Origin of the sequence: Kitasatospora sp. NPDC092948 (assembly GCF_044754805.1) — a bacterium.
Classification (GTDB): Bacteria; Actinomycetota; Actinomycetes; order Streptomycetales; family Streptomycetaceae; genus Kitasatospora.
Genome location: NZ_JBIVPU010000013.1, coordinates 79,743 through 95,917, shown reverse-complemented (window position 1 = coordinate 95,917; position 16,175 = coordinate 79,743). Strand labels below are relative to the sequence as shown.

Sequence of the window (16,175 nt, the reverse complement as noted above, 5' to 3'; positions counted from 1 at the left end):
CTGGGTCACATCTCGGCCGCGCGTGGCGCTTTCGGGGGGATATTGCCCCGTCGTGGGGACTTCGACGCACCCCGGGTTTGTCGGTCGGAGAGGGGGAGAGGAGGATCGCGGCATGACGAGTGCATTCGCACCGGAGCCGGTGCTGGTTTTTGACGGTGACTGCGCGTTCTGTTCGAGCTGTGTCCGCTGGGCGGAGCGCTATCCGCGGCAGAGCCTTTCGTCGGCGGGGTGGGAGGCGGTGGCTTTCCAGTTCGCGGATCTGGCGGCGCTGGCGGAGTTCACCGGCGGGCAGGTGACGGCGGAGCGGGCCGAGCACGAGGTGTTGTGGATCACACCGGACCGCAAGGTGTACGGGGGCTCGCAGGCGGTGGCGCGGCTGTTGATGCGCTCGGGCGGGCTGTGGGCGTGGGCGGGCGGCCTGATGGCGCTGGCGCCGGTGCGGCCGCTCGCGGATGTCGTGTACCGCTGGGTGGCGCGCCACCGGGAGCAGATGCCCGGCGGCACGCCGGCGTGTGCGTTGCCGCGCCGCTCGTAGCGGGTGCGGTCGGCCCGCTGGGACGTACTGGGCGGGTCGCCGCGCCGCTCGTAGCGGGCGCGTCAGCCCGCTGCGGCGTACTGGGTGGCGAGGTGCGCGGGCATCGGCGAGTGGCGCAGGTAGCTGCGGGTGAACTGGCCGGTTCCGTGCGACAGGGAGCGCAGGTCGAGCGGGTAGCGGGCGAGTTCGAGCTCGGGGACTTCGGCGCGGACCAGGCTGAGGCCCGGCCCGCCGATCTCGGTGCCGAGGACGTGGCCGCGGCGGGCGGACAGGTCGGTGAGGACGGCGCCCTGGTACTCGTCGGGAAGCAGGACGCGGACTTCGTCGACGGGTTCCAGGACGCGGACGTCGGTGTGGTCGGCGGCTTCCTTGAGGGCGAGGGCGGCGGCGGTCTGGAAGGCGGCGTCGGAGGAGTCGACGGAGTGCGCCTTGCCGTCGGTGAGGGTGACCCGAACGTCGGTCATCGGGTGGCCGTGCAGGCCGTGGGCGAGCTGGGCGCGGACGCCCTTCTCGACGGACGGGACGAAGTTGCGGGGGACCGCGCCGCCGACGACCCGGTCGACGAATTCGAAGCCGCCGCCGGGCAGCGGTTCCACGGTGAGGTCGCAGATCGCGTACTGGCCGTGGCCGCCGGACTGTTTGACGTGCCGTCCGTGGCCGCTGGCGGGGGCGGCGAAGGTCTCCCGGAGGGCGACCTCGTAGGGGACGGTCTCGACGTGGACGCCGTGCCGGCCGGCGAGCCGGTCGAGGGTGACGGCGAGGTGGGCCTCGCCGGTGCACCACAGGACGAGCTGGTTGGTGTCGGGGTTCTGCTCGACGCGCAGGGCCGGGTCCTGGGCGGTGAGCCGGCCGAGGGCCTGCGAGAGCTTGTCCTCGTCGGCCTTGGAGCGGGCCCGGACGGCGGTGGGCAGCAGGGCTTCGGGCAGCGGCCAGGGCGGCAGCACGGCGCCGTCGGTGGTGAGGGTGTCGCCGGTGCGGGCGGCGCCGAGCTTGGCGACGGTGACGAGGTCGCCGGCGACGGCCCCCGGGACGGGTCGCAGCTGGTGGCCGAAGGGGCTGTGCAGGGCGGTGAGGCGTTCGTCGGTGCCGTCGGGGAGGTGGGCGGTGGTGTCGGGGTGCAGGGTGCCGGTGAAGATCCGGAGCAGGCTGAGGCGGCCGAGGTAGGGGTCTTCGCCGGTCTGGACGACCTGGGCGGTGAGGGGGGCGTCGGGGTCGGCGGCGGGGAGGCCGTCGGCGCGGTCGGCGGGGGTGGGGAAGGCGGCGGCGATCAGGTCGAGGAGGGCGTCGCAGCCGGTGCCGTCGGGGGCGGTGGCGAGGACGGGGTGCAGGGTGCCGGCGAGGAATTCGCGGCGGAGGCCCGCGGTGAGGGCGGCGGTGTCGAGGTCGGCGCCGTCGAGGTAGCGCTCCATCAGGGCGTCGTCCTCGCCGGCCAGGGCTTCGACCAGGCGGGTGCGTTCGGCGGTGAGGTCGCCGGGGGCATCGGGGGTGCCGTAGACACGGCCGGTGAGCAGGTCGGTGCTGCCGTGCAGGTGGCCGTCGCGCAGGTCGGGGTGGTGCAGGAGGCGGACGGTGTCGGGGGTGCCGAGGGTGTCCTGGAGCATGCGCAGGACGTCGTCGAGGCGGACCCGGGCGGTGTTGAGGTGGGTGAGGGCGAGGGCGCGCGGCAGGTGGGCGTCCTCGCACTGCTGCCAGAGGGCCTGGACGGGGCGGGGGACGCTCTCGTCGGCGGCGGAGTGGACGAAGACGGCGGCTTCGGCGGCGCGCAGGGCGGCGTGGAGTTCGCCGGCGAAGTCGGCGTAGCCGGGGGTGTCGAGCAGGTTGACGGTGAGGTCCTGCCAGGGGAGCGGGAGGAGCGCGAACTGGACGGAGCGCTGCTGTTGGTGCTCGATGTCCTCCCAGTCGGCGACGGTGGTGCCGTCGGGGACGTTGCCGGGTCTGGTCAGGGCGCCGGCGGTGAGGGCGAGGGCTTCGGCGAGGGTGGTTTTGCCGGCTCCGCCTGCCCCGACCAGGGCGAGGTTGCGGAGCCGGCCGGGTCGGTCGGCGGGTGTGGTGGGGGAGTGGGCTGCCCGGTCCGGCATGGCTGGCCTCCTGCCGCTCGATCAGCGTGGATACCATTGTCCAGCCGGGCGGGGCCATCCGCGCGGTCGCCCGGCGGGCAAGCGGCTCGCGGGCGCCAATCCGAGGAGCGGAGCGGACCGGAAGGCCATGCTCAACAAGTACGCGCGTGGCTTCTTCACACGTGTCCTCACCCCGTTCGCGGCGATGTTGCTGCGGTGGGGTGTCAGTCCGGATGCGGTCACGCTGATCGGGACGGCCGGTTCGGTGGCCGGCGCCCTGGTGTTCTTCCCGCGCGGGGAGTTCTTCTGGGGCACGATCACCATCACGCTGTTCATTTTTTCCGACCTCGTGGACGGCAACATGGCCCGTCAGGCGGGTCGGTCCAGTAAGTGGGGCGCGTTCCTGGACTCCACGCTCGACCGGGTCGCCGATGCGGCGATCTTCGGCGGTCTGGCGATGTGGTACGCCGGCAAGGGTGACAACGACATCCTGTGCGCGGTGTCGATCTTCTGTCTGGCGAGCGGCCAGGTGGTGTCGTACACGAAGGCGCGCGGCGAGTCGCTGGGCTTCCCGGTGAACGTGTCGGGGCTGGTGGAGCGGGCCGAGCGGCTGGTGATCAGCCTGGTCGCGGCCGGGTTCGCGGGCCTGCACAAGTTCGGCGTGCCGTACATCGAGTGGCTGCTGCCGATCGCCCTGTGGGTGGTCGCGGTGGGCAGCCTGGTGACGGTGGCGCAGCGGATGCTGACGGTGCGCCGGGAGTCGGCGGAGCTGGAGGCGGCGGGAGCCGCCGAGGGGGGCAAGTGAAGGAGCGGTTGGTCGACACGGCCTATGCGGCCGGCTGGGCGGGGTTGAAGCACCTGCCGGAGCCGGTGGCCCGTGGCCTGTTCAACACCATTGCCGATGTGGCGTGGCGGCGGCAGGGCAAGGGGGTGCTGCGGCTGGAGGCCAACCTGGCCCGGGTCCATCCGGACGCGGACGCGATACGGCTGCGGGAGCTGTCCCGGGCCGGGATGCGCTCGTACATGCGGTACTGGATGGAGTCGTTCCGGCTGCCGACCTGGAGCCGGGAGCGGGTCGCGCAGGCGATAACGGTCAAGGGCCTGGATCAGCTGAACGAGGCGATGGCGGCGGGGCGCGGCGCGGTGCTGGCGCTGCCGCACATGGCGAACTGGGACTTGGCGGGGGCGTGGATCGCGTCGGCGGGCGGGTTTCCGTTCACCACGGTCGCGGAGCGGTTGAAGCCGGAGTCGCTGTTCGACCGGTTCGTGGCGTACCGGGAGAGCCTGGGCATGGAGGTGCTGGCGCTGACCGGCTCCCAGGTGTCGGTGGTGGGGACGCTGGCGCGGCGGCTGCGCGAGGGCAGGCTGGTGTGCCTGGTGGGCGACCGGGATCTGTCGGAGGCCGGGATCCAGGTGGACTTCTTCGGCGAGCCGACCCGGATGCCGGCCGGTCCGGCGGCGCTGGCGCAGCGCACCGGTGCGGCGCTGTTCCCGGTGACGCTCTGGTACGACGGGCCGATGCTGCGCGCGGAGGTGCACCCGGAGGTGGTGCCGTCCGGTGCGGGGTCGCGGCAGGAGCAGGCCGCGGCGATGACGCAGGCGATGGCCGACGTGTGGGCGGAGGCGATCCGGGAGCACTCGGTGGACTGGCACATGCTGCAGAAGCTGTGGCTGGCGGATCTGACGCCGAGGCAGGTCGCGTCATGAGGATCGGCGTGGTGTGCCCGTACGACTGGGACGTGCCGGGTGGTGTGCAGTTCCATATCCGGGACTTGGCGGAGCATCTGATCCGGCTGGGTCACGAGGTGTCGGTGCTGGCGCCGGCGGAGGACGAGGAGGCGCTGCCGCCGTACGTGGTGTCGGCGGGGCGGGCGGTGGCGGTTCCGTACAACGGGTCGGTGGCGCGGCTGAGTTTCGGCATTCTGTCGGCGGCCCGGGTGCGGCGGTGGCTGCGCGAGGGCCGGTTCGACGTGCTGCACGTGCACGAGCCGAATTCGCCGTCGCTGTCGATGCTGGCGGCGTGGGCGGCGTCCGGGCCGATGGTCGGGACGTTCCACACCTCGAACCCGCGGTCGCGGGCGATGCTCGCGGCGTCGCCGATCCTGCAGCCGGGCCTGGAGAAGATGTCGGGTCGGATCGCGGTGTCCGAGTACGCCCGCCGCACCCTGGTGGAGCACCTGGGCGGCGACGCGGTGGTGATTCCGAACGGTGTGGACGTGCGGTTCTTCGCGGATGCGGAGCCGGATCCGAAGTGGCAGGGCGGCGCGGCCGACGGCGGGCCGGACGCGAGCCGGACGATCGGCTTCATCGGCCGGATCAACGAACCCCGCAAGGGCCTGCCGACGCTGCTGGCGGCCATGCCGCGGATCCTCGCCGAGCGCCCCGGGGTGCGGCTGCTGGTCGCCGGCAAGGGCGACGAGGAGGAGGCGGTGGCCGGTCTGCCCGCCGAGGTGCGGGCGCAGGTCGAGTTCCTCGGGATGGTCTCCGACCGGGACAAGGCCCGGCTGCTGCGCAGCGTCGACCTGTACGTGGCGCCGAACACCGGTGGCGAGTCGTTCGGCATCATCCTGGTCGAGGCGATGTCGGCGGGTGCGCCGGTGCTGGCCAGCGATCTGGACGCGTTCCGCCAGGTGCTGGACGGCGGCGCGGCCGGCGAGCTGTTCCCGGTGGAGGACGCGGACGCGCTGGCCGCGGCCGCGGTGAAGCTGCTCGGCAGCCCCGAGCGGCTGCTGGCGCTGCGCGAGGCCGCCTCCCGGCACGTGCGCCGTTTCGACTGGGAGACCGTCGGGGCGGAGGTGCTGTCGGTGTACGAGACGGTCACCGACGGCCGTCCACCGGTCGCCGAGGCCGAACCGTCCGGCTGGCGTACGCGTCTTGGCCGCTGAACCCTGCTCGCGAGAGGTACCACCATGCCGCTGATCACCGTCGACTACACCGACCGGCTCGCCGGATGCTTCGACCGGCGCGGCTTCGGGCTGGCCCTGAACCGGCTGGCGGTGAAGCTGATCGACGCCAAGCCGGAGGCCTGCAAGACCCGTTTCCGGCGTACCGAGGAGGCGGTGGTCGGCGCGGACGCCGAGACGTTCGCGCTGGTGGCGATCGGATTCGAGATCTTCCCGGGGCGTTCGGCGCCGGCCAAGGCGGCGCTGGCGGAGGCCGCGGTGGCGGCGCTGCCGGAGTACCTGGGGGCCGATCCGGGGGCGGTGCAGGCCGCGGTGTCGGTCGTCGAGACCGACCGGGACTCCTACCGCTCGGCGGTCTTCGGCGGCTGAACGGGTACCGTAACGCCCCGTGACTACCTGGATCTGGGCCCTCGCGGCCGTCGTACTGTTCGCCGTCTACCTGAGCTGGACGGCGGGCAGGCTCGACCGGCTGCATGCCCGGATCGACGCGGCGCGGGCCTCGTTGGACGCGCAGCTGCTGCGCCGGGCGTCGGTGGCGACGGAGCTGGCGACGTCCTCGCTGCTCGACCCGGCGGCGTCGATCCTGCTGCTGGAGGCCGCGCACGGGGCACGGCAGGCGCTGGACGACCAGCGCGAGGTGGCGGAGAGCGAGTTGAGCCTCGCGCTGCGCGCCGTGCTGGACGAGCCGGAGCAGGTCGCGGCGCTGCGGGCGGCCCCGGGCGGGGAGGACGCGGTGCGCGACCTGGTGGAGGCGGTGCGCCGGGTGCCGATGGCGCGGCGGTTCCACAACGACGCGGTGCGGGCGGCGCGGGCGGTGCGCGAGCACCGGCTGGTGCGCTACTTCCGGCTTGCGGGACGGGCGCCGTTCCCCATGGCCTTCGAGATGGACGACGAGCCGCCGACGGCGCTCACGCCCGAAGGGGCTCCCGCGTAGGCTGGGCACTGTTCTCCCCCCACTGTTACCCGTCCGTTGTGCTCTGGCCTGTTTGTCGTATGCCGTTGGTGACGCTGGACCATGTGGCGTATGGGTTCACCCCCTCGCAGGCCTACGATTGGGCGATAGCACCGGTTCATCCCTGAGTGAGGTCTTACGTGTCCACCACCCCCACCACCGCAGACCAGCCGCAGATCGGTACCGCCCGGGTCAAGCGCGGCATGGCCGAGCAGCTCAAGGGCGGTGTGATCATGGACGTGGTCAACGCCGAGCAGGCGAAGATCGCCGAGGACGCCGGCGCGGTGGCCGTCATGGCGCTGGAGCGGGTGCCCGCCGACATCCGCAAGGACGGCGGCGTGGCCCGGATGTCCGACCCGAACATGATCGAGGAGATCATCGCCGCGGTCTCCATCCCGGTGATGGCCAAGTCCCGCATCGGCCACTTCGTCGAGGCCCAGGTCCTGCAGTCGCTCGGCGTCGACTACATCGACGAGTCCGAGGTGCTCACCCCGGCCGACGAGATCAACCACTCCGACAAGTGGGCCTTCACCACCCCCTTCGTCTGCGGCGCCACCAACCTGGGCGAGGCCCTGCGCCGCATCGCCGAGGGCGCGGCCATGATCCGCTCCAAGGGCGAGGCCGGCACCGGCAACGTGGTCGAGGCCGTCCGCCACCTGCGCCAGATCAAGAACGAGATCGCCAAGCTGCGCGGCTTCGACAACAACGAGCTGTACGCCGCCGCCAAGGAGCTGCGCGCCCCGTACGAGCTGGTCCGCGAGGTCGCCGAGCTCGGCAAGCTGCCGGTCGTGCTGTTCTCCGCCGGTGGCGTGGCCACCCCGGCCGACGCCGCGCTGATGCGCCAGCTGGGCGCCGAGGGCGTCTTCGTCGGCTCCGGCATCTTCAAGTCCGGCGACCCGGCCAAGCGCGCCGCCGCCATCGTGAAGGCCACCACCTTCTTCGACGACCCGAAGGTCATCGCGGACGCCTCCCGCAACCTGGGCGAGGCCATGGTCGGCATCAACTGCGACACCCTGCCGGAGACCGAGCGCTACGCCAACCGCGGCTGGTAAGCCCCTTCGGGAGGGCGGACCGACGGTTTTGCTCCTCCCGGTTCCGGCCCGTCGTGCGAGCAGTCGGCGCGGCGGGCCGCTCCGTGGGCTTTCGCGGCCCGTAGTTCGAGATGAAGAGGTAGTGACAGACCGTGAGCACCCCCACCATCGGTGTCCTCGCCCTGCAGGGTGACGTCCGTGAGCACCTGGTGGCGCTGGCCGCCGCCGACGCGCTGGCCCGGCCGGTCCGCCGCCCCGAGGAGCTCGCCGAGGTCGACGCCCTGGTGATGCCCGGCGGCGAGTCCACCACCATCTCCAAGCTGGCAGTGCTGTTCGACGTGATGGACCCGCTGCGCGAGCGGGTGCGGGCCGGCATGCCGGTCTACGGCACCTGCGCCGGCATGATCATGCTCGCGGACAAGATCCTGGACGGCCGGGACGACCAGGAGACCGTCGGCGGCATCGACATGACGGTCCGTCGGAACGCCTTCGGCCGGCAGAACGAGTCCTTCGAGACCGCCATCCCGTTCGCCGGAATGGCCGAGCCGGTCACCGGCGTGTTCATCCGCGCCCCCTGGGTCGAGTCGGTCGGCGCGGGCGTCGAGGTGCTGGCCGAGGTGCCCGCCGCCGACGGCCCGGACGCCCGGATCGTGGCGGTCCGCCAGGGCAACCTGCTGGCCACCTCCTTCCACCCGGAGCTGACCGGCGACCACCGCGTCCACGAGTACTTCGTCCGCATGGTCGAGGCCGCCGCGCGCTGAGGCGCGGCACTGTGACCGTGTGCCACCCTGCGGTGCGGCACCGGTAAGATCTCCCTGTTCATTTCCCATTGGCGACGAAAAGGAGCTGGCGATGTCCGGCCACTCTAAGTGGGCTACCACCAAGCACAAGAAGGCCGCGATCGACGCCAAGCGCGGCAAGCTCTTCGCCAAGATGATCAAGAACATCGAGGTGGCGGCTCGTACCGGCGGCGGCGACCCCGCGGGCAACCCGACGCTCTACGACGCCATCCAGAAGGCGAAGAAGAGCTCCGTCCCGATCGACAACATCAACCGGGCCGTCAAGCGCGGCTCCGGTGCGGAGGCCGGCGGCGCCGACTACTCGACGATCATGTACGAGGGCTACGGCCCGAACGGCGTGGCCGTCCTGATCGAGTGCCTCACCGACAACCGCAACCGCGCGGCCTCCGACGTCCGCGTCGCGATGACCCGCAACGGCGGCAGCATGGCCGACCCGGGCTCGGTGTCGTACCTGTTCAACCGCAAGGGCGTGGTGATCGTCCCCAAGGCCGACGGCGTGGACGAGGACAAGGTCCTCGACATCGTCCTGGAGGCCGGCGCGGAAGAGGTCAACGACCTCGGCGAGGCCTTCGAGGTGATCTCCGAGGCCACCGACATGGTCGCGGTCCGCACCGCGCTGGTCGACGCCGGCGTCGACTACGACTCGGCCGACGCCAACTTCGTGCCCAGCATGCAGGTCGAGCTGGACGCCGACGGCGCCCGCAAGATCTTCAAGCTGATCGACGCGCTGGAGGACAGCGACGACGTGCAGAACGTCTTCGCCAACTTCGACGTCTCGGACGAGATCATGGCCGAGCTGGACGCCTGAGTTTCCCGAACTCGGCTCTTCCGCCCGGTGGCTGCTCGCGGCCGCCGGGCGGAGGCGTGTCCGGGGACGGTTGTCCGTGGCCGGGGGTAGCCTTCCCAGGTCGGAGAGAGGTGGGGCAGGGCTCGTGCGAGTGCTGGGTGTGGACCCTGGGCTGACCAGGTGCGGCGTCGGAGTCGTCGAAGGGCTGCCCGGGCGGCAGTTGACGATGCTCGGCGTGGGCGTGGTGCGGACGCCGCCGGGGGACGACCTCGGGCCGCGGCTGCTCGCCGTCGAGCGCGGGCTGGAGGAGTGGCTCGACCGCTACTCGCCCGAACTCGTCGCCGTCGAGCGGGTGTTCGCGCAGCACAACGTCCGCACCGTGATGGGCACCGCGCAGGCCTCCGCCGTCGCCCTGCTCTGCGCCACCCGGCGGGGGATCCCGGTCACCCTGCACACCCCGAGCGAGGTCAAGGCCGCCGTCACCGGCTCCGGCCGCGCCGACAAGGCCCAGGTCACCGCCATGGTCACCCGCCTCCTCCGGCTCGACGCCCCGCCCAAACCCGCCGACGCGGCGGACGCGCTGGCGCTGGCCATCTGCCACATCTGGCGCGGCGGCACGACCAACCGTCTGACGGCGGCGATCAGGGCACACGAGAGCGGCACGTGGGTGCACAGTGGCGGAGCGGTGCGGAGCCAGGGGCGGGGAGAACCGCGCGAGGCGGAGGACGCCACCGGGCAGGACCCGCCCGAGCAGCAGGCAGTCGCACCGCGGGCGGCGTACGGCGCAGTGCCCGGCCGGTCGCGCAGCCCCCGGCGCTCCTGACGGCGCGCGGGAGTCGAGCGGGAGCCGCGGCCCGGGCCGGCAGCGGAGGACGGCGCGGCGCCGACGTGCGCGGCGGGGAGATCGAATCGCGGCTCTGCCGAGCGCAGCGACCAGCAGAACCACTGAAGGGAACGACGACGCCATGATCGCCTTTGTGCAGGGGCCGGTTGCCATGGTCGGGGCCGGGGTGGCCGTGGTGGAGGTCGGGGGAGTGGGGATGGCGGTGCAGTGCACGCCGTCGACGCTGGCGGCGCTGCGGGTGGGGGAGGTCGCGCGGCTGGCGACGTCCCTCGTGGTGCGGGAGGACTCGTTGACGCTGTTCGGGTTCGTGGACGACGACGAGCGGGCGACGTTCGAGGTGCTGCAGGCGGCACCGGGGGTGGGGCCGAAGCTGGCGCAGGCGATCCTGGGGGTGCACTCGCCGGAGGCGCTGCGGGTCGCGGTGGCGGGCGGCGACGAGAAGGCGCTGATCGCGGTGCCGGGGATCGGCAAGGCGAAGGCGGCGAAGCTGCTGCTGGAGTACAAGGACAAGCTGGGCGTTCCGCACGGGACGGTGCCGGCGCAGAAGCCGGTGGCGACCGGCCCGACGCCGTGGCACGAGCAGCTGCATTCGGCGCTGGTGGGCCTGGGCTACGCTCCGCGGGAGGCGGACGAGGCGGTGACCCGGGTGACGCCGGACGCCGAGGCGCAGGCCACGCCGGACGTGGGCGCGCTGCTGCGGCTCGCGCTGCGCGGGCTGAACCGGGCCCGCTGAGCAGCGCCGAAGCGATCTGACGATCCGTCACCAAGTCGACAATGACCGGCCGACCGGCCGGCGGCACAACACTGGGGAGCCGTTTTCCGATGAGTCCGTACGAGTCCGAGCCCGTTGACCGCCTGGTGACGGCGTCCGCCGACGGCGAGGACCAGGCGGTGGAGGCGGCGCTGCGGCCGCGGCTGCTGGAGGAGTTCATCGGGCAGGAGCGGGTGCGCGAGCAGCTCTCGCTGGTGCTGCAGGCGGCGCGTCAGCGCGGCGCGGCGCCGGACCACGTGCTGCTGAGCGGCCCGCCCGGGCTGGGCAAGACCACGCTGTCGATGATCATCGCGGCGGAGCTGAACGCGCCGATCCGGATCACCTCCGGTCCGGCGATCCAGCACGCCGGCGACCTGGCGGCGATCCTCTCCTCGCTGGCCGAGGGCGAGGTGCTGTTCCTCGACGAGATCCACCGGATGTCCCGGCCCGCCGAGGAGATGCTCTACATGGCGATGGAGGACTTCCGGGTCGACGTGATCGTCGGCAAGGGGCCGGGGGCGACCGCGATCCCGCTGGAGCTGCCGCCGTTCACGCTGGTCGGGGCGACCACCCGGGCGGGTCTGCTGCCGCCGCCGCTGCGCGACCGGTTCGGGTTCACCGGGCACATGGAGTTCTACGCGCCCGCCGAGCTTCAGCGGGTGGTGCACCGTTCGGCGGGTCTGCTGGACGTGGAGATCGATCCGGACGGCGCGGCGGAGATCGCGGGGCGCTCGCGCGGCACGCCGCGCATCGCCAACCGCCTGTTGCGCCGGGTGAGGGATTTTGCGCAGGTCCGCCACGACGGTGTGATCACCCGGGAGATCGCCGCCCGGGCGCTGGAGGTGTACGAGGTCGACGCGCGCGGGTTGGACCGTTTGGACCGCGCGGTGCTGGAGGCGCTGCTGAAACTCTTCGGCGGCGGACCGGTCGGCCTGTCCACCCTGGCGGTCGCGGTGGGGGAGGAGGCGGAGACCGTCGAGGAGGTCGCCGAGCCTTTCCTGGTAAGGGAAGGACTGCTGGCGCGTACTCCGCGCGGGCGGATTGCGACGGCGGCGGCCTGGCAGCATCTGGGGCTCACTCCGCCGCAGTCGGCCCGGGCGCCGCGCGGGGCGCAGCCCGAGCTGTGGGCGGACGGCCAGGCATAACTCGGCTGCCTTATCGGGAGTTTATGTCCATGCCAAGGCTCGCCACTTTCGGCGGCACACTGGCATGCTTGGCGTTGTCCGTTCAGTGCGGGTCGCCTAGACTCCGCCGGACCGCCCCTCTCGCCCGACGGGCCGACGTACACGCACTGGCCGCCCGGCGGGCGGCCGACAAAGGACCCTGGCTGTGAACTTCATCATCCTCCTCCTCCCGCTCCTCGCGATCTTCCTGATGTTCCGCTCGCAGAAGAAGCGACAGGCGCAGATGCAGAGCATGCAGACCGCTCTGCAGCCGGGTTCGGGTGTCCGCACCATCGGCGGCATGTACGCCATGGTGAAGGCGGTCAACGACGAGACGGTCGAGCTCGAGGTCGCGCCCGGCGTGGTGGCCCACTACACCAAGGGCGCCATCGCGGCCGTCCTGGAGCCGCTCGAGTACGACGCGATCATCAACGGCCGTCCGATCGAGGACGAGTCCGAGCAGGACGCCGTCGAGGCCGCCGAGGGCACGGACGCCGACGAGAAGCCGCTGAGCCTGTCCAAGGACGAGGCGAAGGTCGACGCCGAGGCTCCCGAGAGCAAGTAGTACGGCCGGGGGGGCCTCTCCTTCCCGACCTGCGGCATCCGCCGCAAGCCCACAGGACCTCTTGGGCCGCAGTGCGTCCGTCTCCTTCGGGCCCCCGCCGTGCGCGGGGGCCCGGGGCCGGTCGCCGGACGGCATGGACAGGGAGAAACGAACAAGGTGGCAACACCCAAGTCGCGGTCGCGCGACGGATACCCGGGGCGGGCGCTGGCGCTCATCCTGGTGGTCACCGTCGGCCTGGTGGCCCTCATGTTCGGGACGGGCTACACCAAGCCCCGTCTCGGTATCGACCTCGCCGGTGGCACCAGCGTCACGCTGACCGCCAAGTCGGACGATCCTTCCGCGATCAACAAGGCAAACCTTGACACCGCGGTCGGCATCATCCAGAAGCGCGTCAACGGCATGGGCGTCTCCGAGGCAGAGGTCCAGACCCAGGGCAACAGCAACATCATCGTCAACATCCCCGACGGTGGTAACACGCAGGAGTCCATCGACAAGGTCGGTGACACCGCGAAGCTGTACTTCCGCCCGGTCCTGGCCGTCGCGCCGACCGGCGTGAGCGCCCAGCCGCAGCCGCAGCAGAGCGGCGAGCCCTCGTCGGCTCCCAGCGGCTCGGCCAGCCCGGAGGCCTCCGGCAGCGCCTCCGCGCCCGCCTCGCCGAGCCCGTCGGCCAGCAAGGCCGGCCGCGCCCTGTCCGGCGCCCTGCAGGCCGACCCGACGGCCGCCGCGAGCACGTCCGCCTCGGCCCCCGCCGCCTCCGGCTCGCCCGCCCCGAGCGCCGACGCGTCCGCGCCGGCCTCCGCGGCGGACGTGAGCGCCGCACTGACCCAGGGCACCGTCCCGGCCGAGCTGCAGCAGCAGTTCGCCGCGCTGGACTGCTCGGTCAAGGAGCAGCGCCACAACTACCAGGGCACCGACCCGTCCGCGCCGGCGGTGGCCTGCTCGTACGACGCCGAGAACAGCATCTGGTACAAGTTCGCGCTCGGCGGCGTCTCCGTGAACGGCCAGGACGTCACCAAGGCGCAGGCCGCGTACGACACCCAGTCCGCCAAGGGCTGGATGGTCGACCTGTCGTTCAACGACGCCGGCTCGAAGGCCTTCGCGTCCACCACCGGCAAGCTCGCCACCCAGCCGGCCCCGGCGAACCAGTTCGCCATCGTGCTGGACGGCCAGGTGGTCTCGCACCCGTACGTGAACGAGGCGATCACCGGCGGCAGCGCGATCATCTCCGGCACCTTCACCCAGGCCGACGCGAAGTCGCTGGGCAACGTGCTCAGCTACGGCGCGCTCCCGCTGGACTTCGTGAAGAGCGACGTCACCACCGTCTCCCCGCAGCTCGGCTCCGAGCAGCTGAAGGCCGGCCTGATCGCCGGTCTGATCGGCATGGTGCTGGTGGTCATCTACTCGCTGGTCTACTACCGCGGCCTGGGCCTGATCTCGATCGCCGGTCTGGTCGTCTCCGCGATCCTGACCTGGTCGATCATGAGCCTGCTGGGCGCCGGCGTCGGCTTCGCGCTGAACCTGCCCGCGGTCTGCGGCGCGATCGTCGCGATCGGTATCACCGCCGACTCGTTCATCGTGTACTTCGAGCGCATCCGGGACGAGGTCCGCGAGGGCGCCCAGCTGCGGCCCGCCGTGCAGCGCGCCTGGCCGCGGGCCCGGCGCACCATCCTGGTGTCGGACTTCGTCTCCTTCCTGTGTGCCGCGGTGCTGTACCTGGTGTCGGTCGGCAAGGTGCAGGGCTTCGCCTTCACCCTGGGTCTGACCACGCTGCTCGACGTCGTGGTGATCTTCCTGTTCACCAAGCCGCTGATCACGCTGCTCGCCCGCACCAAGTTCTTCGCCAGTGGTCACCCGTGGTCCGGCCTGGACCCGAAGCGGCTCGGCGCCCGTCCGCCGATCCGCGGCACGCGCCGCCGTCCCGCCCCCTCCCAGCAGACCCAGGAGGTCTGACCCATGTCGCTCCGCAACATCGGTCACCGCCTCTACCAGGGCGAGGTCTCGTTCGACTTCGTCGGCAAGCGGAAGATCTGGTACTCGATCTCCGCCGTGATCGTCCTGGTGGCCGCGATCGGCCTGGCCATGGGCCTGCACCTGGGCATCGAGTTCAAGGGCGGCTCGGTGTACACCGTGCACAAGCCCGGACTGACGGTGTCCCAGGCGAAGGACGCCGCCAACAAGATCACCAACTCCAACACCGCGCTGGTGCAGACCACGGACAAGGGCGACGTCCGGGTCCAGATCAGCGCCGAGGAGTCGGTGCCGGCCGCGACCTTCACCAAGGAGTTCTCGCAGGCCGTCGGCGTCGACGAGAAGGACATCAACGCCCAGGTGATCGGCCCCTCCTGGGGTGCCGACATCTCCAAGAAGGCACTGACCGGCCTGGTCATCTTCATGGTCCTGGTCACCGTCTACCTGGCGATCGCGTTCGAGTGGCGGATGGCGGTGGCCGCCCTGGTCGCGCTGATCCACGACCTGCTGATCACCATCGGCGTCTACGCCCTGGTCGGCTTCGAGGTCACCCCGGGCACCGTGATCGGCTTCCTGACCATCCTCGGTTACTCGCTCTACGACACGGTCGTCGTCTTCGACACCGTGAAGGAGAACACCCGGGGCCTCACCAAGCAGTCCCGCCGCACCTACAGCGAGGCCGCCAACCACGGCCTCAACCAGACCCTGGTGCGCTCCATCAACACCACGGTCGTGGCGCTGCTGCCGGTCTCCGCGCTGCTCTTCATCGGCGGCGGCCTGCTCGGCGCCGGCACCCTCAACGACATCTCGCTGGCGCTGTTCATCGGCCTCGCGGCCGGCGCCTACTCCTCGATCTGCGTCGCCACCCCGCTGCTCGCGCAGCTCAAGGAGCAGACCCCGGAGATGAAGGCGCTGGCCAAGCGGGTCGCGCAGCGCCGGGCGTCCGAGGCCAAGGCGGCCGACGAGGCCGAGGAGCACGGCGAGGACGGGATGATCGACGAGGAGGTTCCGGCGGGTATGGTCGGACAGCGTAACCAGCCGACCAGCCGCACCCGGGGCAAGGGACGGCCGTCCGGCAAGCGCTGAACCCCGCGTCGTCGTTAAGGAACCCCCGTGACCTCCACCATCGACCCCGCCCTGACCGAGCTGCTCAACAGCCGGATCCGGGACGTGCAGGACTACCCGAAGCCGGGCGTCCTGTTCAAGGACATCGCCCCCCTGCTGGCCGACGCCGAGGCGTTCGGCGCACTGACCCGGGCGCTGGCCGAGCGGGCGAAGGAACTCGGCGCCACCAAGGTGGTCGGCCTGGAGGCGCGGGGGTTCGTGCTGGCCGCACCCGCGGCCGTCGCGGCCGGACTCGGGTTCGTCCCGATCCGCAAGAAGGGCAAGCTGCCCGGCGACGTGTTCTCCCGCTCGTACGACCTGGAGTACGGGTCGGCGACGCTGGAGGTCCAGTGCGACGCGTTCGAGCCCGGCGAGAAGGTGCTGGTGGTCGACGACGTGCTGGCCACCGGCGGCACCATCGCCGCCTCGCTGGACCTGGTCCAGGAGGCCGGCGCCGAGCTGGTGGGCGTCGTGGTGCTGATGGAGCTCGGATTCCTGACGGGCCGTGAGAAGCTGGCCCCGCACCTGCACGGTGCGCCGCTGGAGACGCTGGTCGTGGTCTGACCGACCGATCGCATACGAGCCGCCCGGGAACAGATTCCGTTCCCGGGCGGCTTTGTCTGTAGGGGGTCGGCCGAACGCGGAAGCCTGTCACGCCGCCGGTACGATGAAGGTTGATCCGTCCGCACGTAGGAGTGTCCTTGCCCGACGAGGT

Annotated in this window: 17 protein-coding genes; 16 read left to right on the top strand and 1 reads right to left on the bottom strand. The window is 71.8% G+C overall.

What is annotated here, in order from left to right; genetic code table 11:
* Nucleotides 1-112: 112 nt before the first annotated feature.
* On the top strand, nucleotides 113-535 hold the full coding sequence (locus ACIQF6_RS29345; RefSeq protein ID WP_400900324.1) for a thiol-disulfide oxidoreductase DCC family protein: 423 nt from the start codon (nucleotides 113-115) through the stop codon (nucleotides 533-535).
* Nucleotides 536-597: 62 nt separating this feature from the next.
* On the opposite strand, the gene ACIQF6_RS29340 is transcribed toward ACIQF6_RS29345, so the two are convergent.
* Nucleotides 598-2,613 (bottom strand): elongation factor G, encoded by a 2,016-nt coding sequence (locus tag ACIQF6_RS29340; protein WP_400900322.1) that lies wholly within the window; start codon nucleotides 2,611-2,613, stop codon nucleotides 598-600.
* A gap of 127 nt (nucleotides 2,614-2,740) precedes the next feature.
* Here ACIQF6_RS29340 and pgsA point away from each other — a divergent pair, with 127 nt between their 5' ends.
* From pgsA to ACIQF6_RS29265, 15 genes are all read left to right on the top strand, one after another.
* Nucleotides 2,741-3,397: a phosphatidylinositol phosphate synthase gene (gene pgsA / locus ACIQF6_RS29335; protein WP_400900320.1), complete on the top strand. Its 657-nt coding sequence runs from the start codon at nucleotides 2,741-2,743 to the stop codon at nucleotides 3,395-3,397.
* On the top strand, nucleotides 3,394-4,299 hold the full coding sequence (locus tag ACIQF6_RS29330) for a phosphatidylinositol mannoside acyltransferase (protein WP_400900318.1): 906 nt from the start codon (nucleotides 3,394-3,396) through the stop codon (nucleotides 4,297-4,299). The genes pgsA and ACIQF6_RS29330 overlap by 4 nt, the downstream gene beginning before the upstream one ends.
* Complete coding sequence (locus tag ACIQF6_RS29325; protein ID WP_400900316.1) at nucleotides 4,296-5,477, top strand: glycosyltransferase family 4 protein; 1,182 nt, start codon at nucleotides 4,296-4,298, stop codon at nucleotides 5,475-5,477. The genes ACIQF6_RS29330 and ACIQF6_RS29325 overlap by 4 nt, the downstream gene beginning before the upstream one ends.
* 24 nt (nucleotides 5,478-5,501) lie before the next feature.
* Complete coding sequence (locus ACIQF6_RS29320) at nucleotides 5,502-5,864, top strand: isomerase (protein WP_400900314.1); 363 nt, start codon at nucleotides 5,502-5,504, stop codon at nucleotides 5,862-5,864.
* A gap of 19 nt (nucleotides 5,865-5,883) precedes the next feature.
* Nucleotides 5,884-6,429 (top strand): hypothetical protein, encoded by a 546-nt coding sequence (locus ACIQF6_RS29315; protein WP_400900312.1) that lies wholly within the window; start codon nucleotides 5,884-5,886, stop codon nucleotides 6,427-6,429.
* 158 nt (nucleotides 6,430-6,587) lie between these two features.
* Nucleotides 6,588-7,499, top strand: coding sequence for a pyridoxal 5'-phosphate synthase lyase subunit PdxS (gene pdxS, locus ACIQF6_RS29310; protein ID WP_400900310.1), 912 nt, complete (start codon nucleotides 6,588-6,590; stop codon nucleotides 7,497-7,499).
* A 131-nt stretch (nucleotides 7,500-7,630) separates the two neighbouring features.
* Nucleotides 7,631-8,239 carry a pyridoxal 5'-phosphate synthase glutaminase subunit PdxT gene (gene pdxT / locus ACIQF6_RS29305; RefSeq protein ID WP_387642934.1) on the top strand — a complete coding sequence of 203 codons (609 nt, stop codon included), beginning with the start codon at nucleotides 7,631-7,633 and terminating at the stop codon, nucleotides 8,237-8,239.
* Between the two features lie 91 nt (nucleotides 8,240-8,330).
* Entirely contained in the window at nucleotides 8,331-9,086 is a 756-nt protein-coding gene (locus ACIQF6_RS29300; RefSeq protein WP_400900307.1) for a YebC/PmpR family DNA-binding transcriptional regulator, read from the top strand.
* A gap of 124 nt (nucleotides 9,087-9,210) precedes the next feature.
* Nucleotides 9,211-9,888, top strand: coding sequence for a crossover junction endodeoxyribonuclease RuvC (gene ruvC / locus ACIQF6_RS29295; RefSeq protein ID WP_400900305.1), 678 nt, complete (start codon nucleotides 9,211-9,213; stop codon nucleotides 9,886-9,888).
* Between the two features lie 142 nt (nucleotides 9,889-10,030).
* Entirely contained in the window at nucleotides 10,031-10,642 is a 612-nt protein-coding gene (gene ruvA / locus ACIQF6_RS29290; protein ID WP_400900303.1) for a Holliday junction branch migration protein RuvA, read from the top strand.
* Between the two features lie 89 nt (nucleotides 10,643-10,731).
* Nucleotides 10,732-11,805, top strand: a complete 1,074-nt coding sequence (gene ruvB / locus ACIQF6_RS29285; RefSeq protein ID WP_400900301.1) for a Holliday junction branch migration DNA helicase RuvB — start codon at nucleotides 10,732-10,734, stop codon at nucleotides 11,803-11,805.
* Between the two features lie 184 nt (nucleotides 11,806-11,989).
* Nucleotides 11,990-12,388, top strand: a complete 399-nt coding sequence (yajC, locus tag ACIQF6_RS29280) for a preprotein translocase subunit YajC (protein WP_400900299.1) — start codon at nucleotides 11,990-11,992, stop codon at nucleotides 12,386-12,388.
* Between the two features lie 156 nt (nucleotides 12,389-12,544).
* The gene (secD, locus tag ACIQF6_RS29275; RefSeq protein WP_400900297.1) at nucleotides 12,545-14,338 is read left to right on the top strand and encodes a protein translocase subunit SecD; all 1,794 of its coding nucleotides are present in this window, start codon (nucleotides 12,545-12,547) and stop codon (nucleotides 14,336-14,338) included.
* Between the two features lie 3 nt (nucleotides 14,339-14,341).
* Entirely contained in the window at nucleotides 14,342-15,442 is a 1,101-nt protein-coding gene (gene secF, locus ACIQF6_RS29270; RefSeq protein ID WP_400900294.1) for a protein translocase subunit SecF, read from the top strand.
* Nucleotides 15,443-15,469: 27 nt separating this feature from the next.
* On the top strand, nucleotides 15,470-16,024 hold the full coding sequence (locus tag ACIQF6_RS29265; RefSeq protein ID WP_400900292.1) for an adenine phosphoribosyltransferase: 555 nt from the start codon (nucleotides 15,470-15,472) through the stop codon (nucleotides 16,022-16,024).
* Nucleotides 16,025-16,175: the final 151 nt, after the last annotated feature.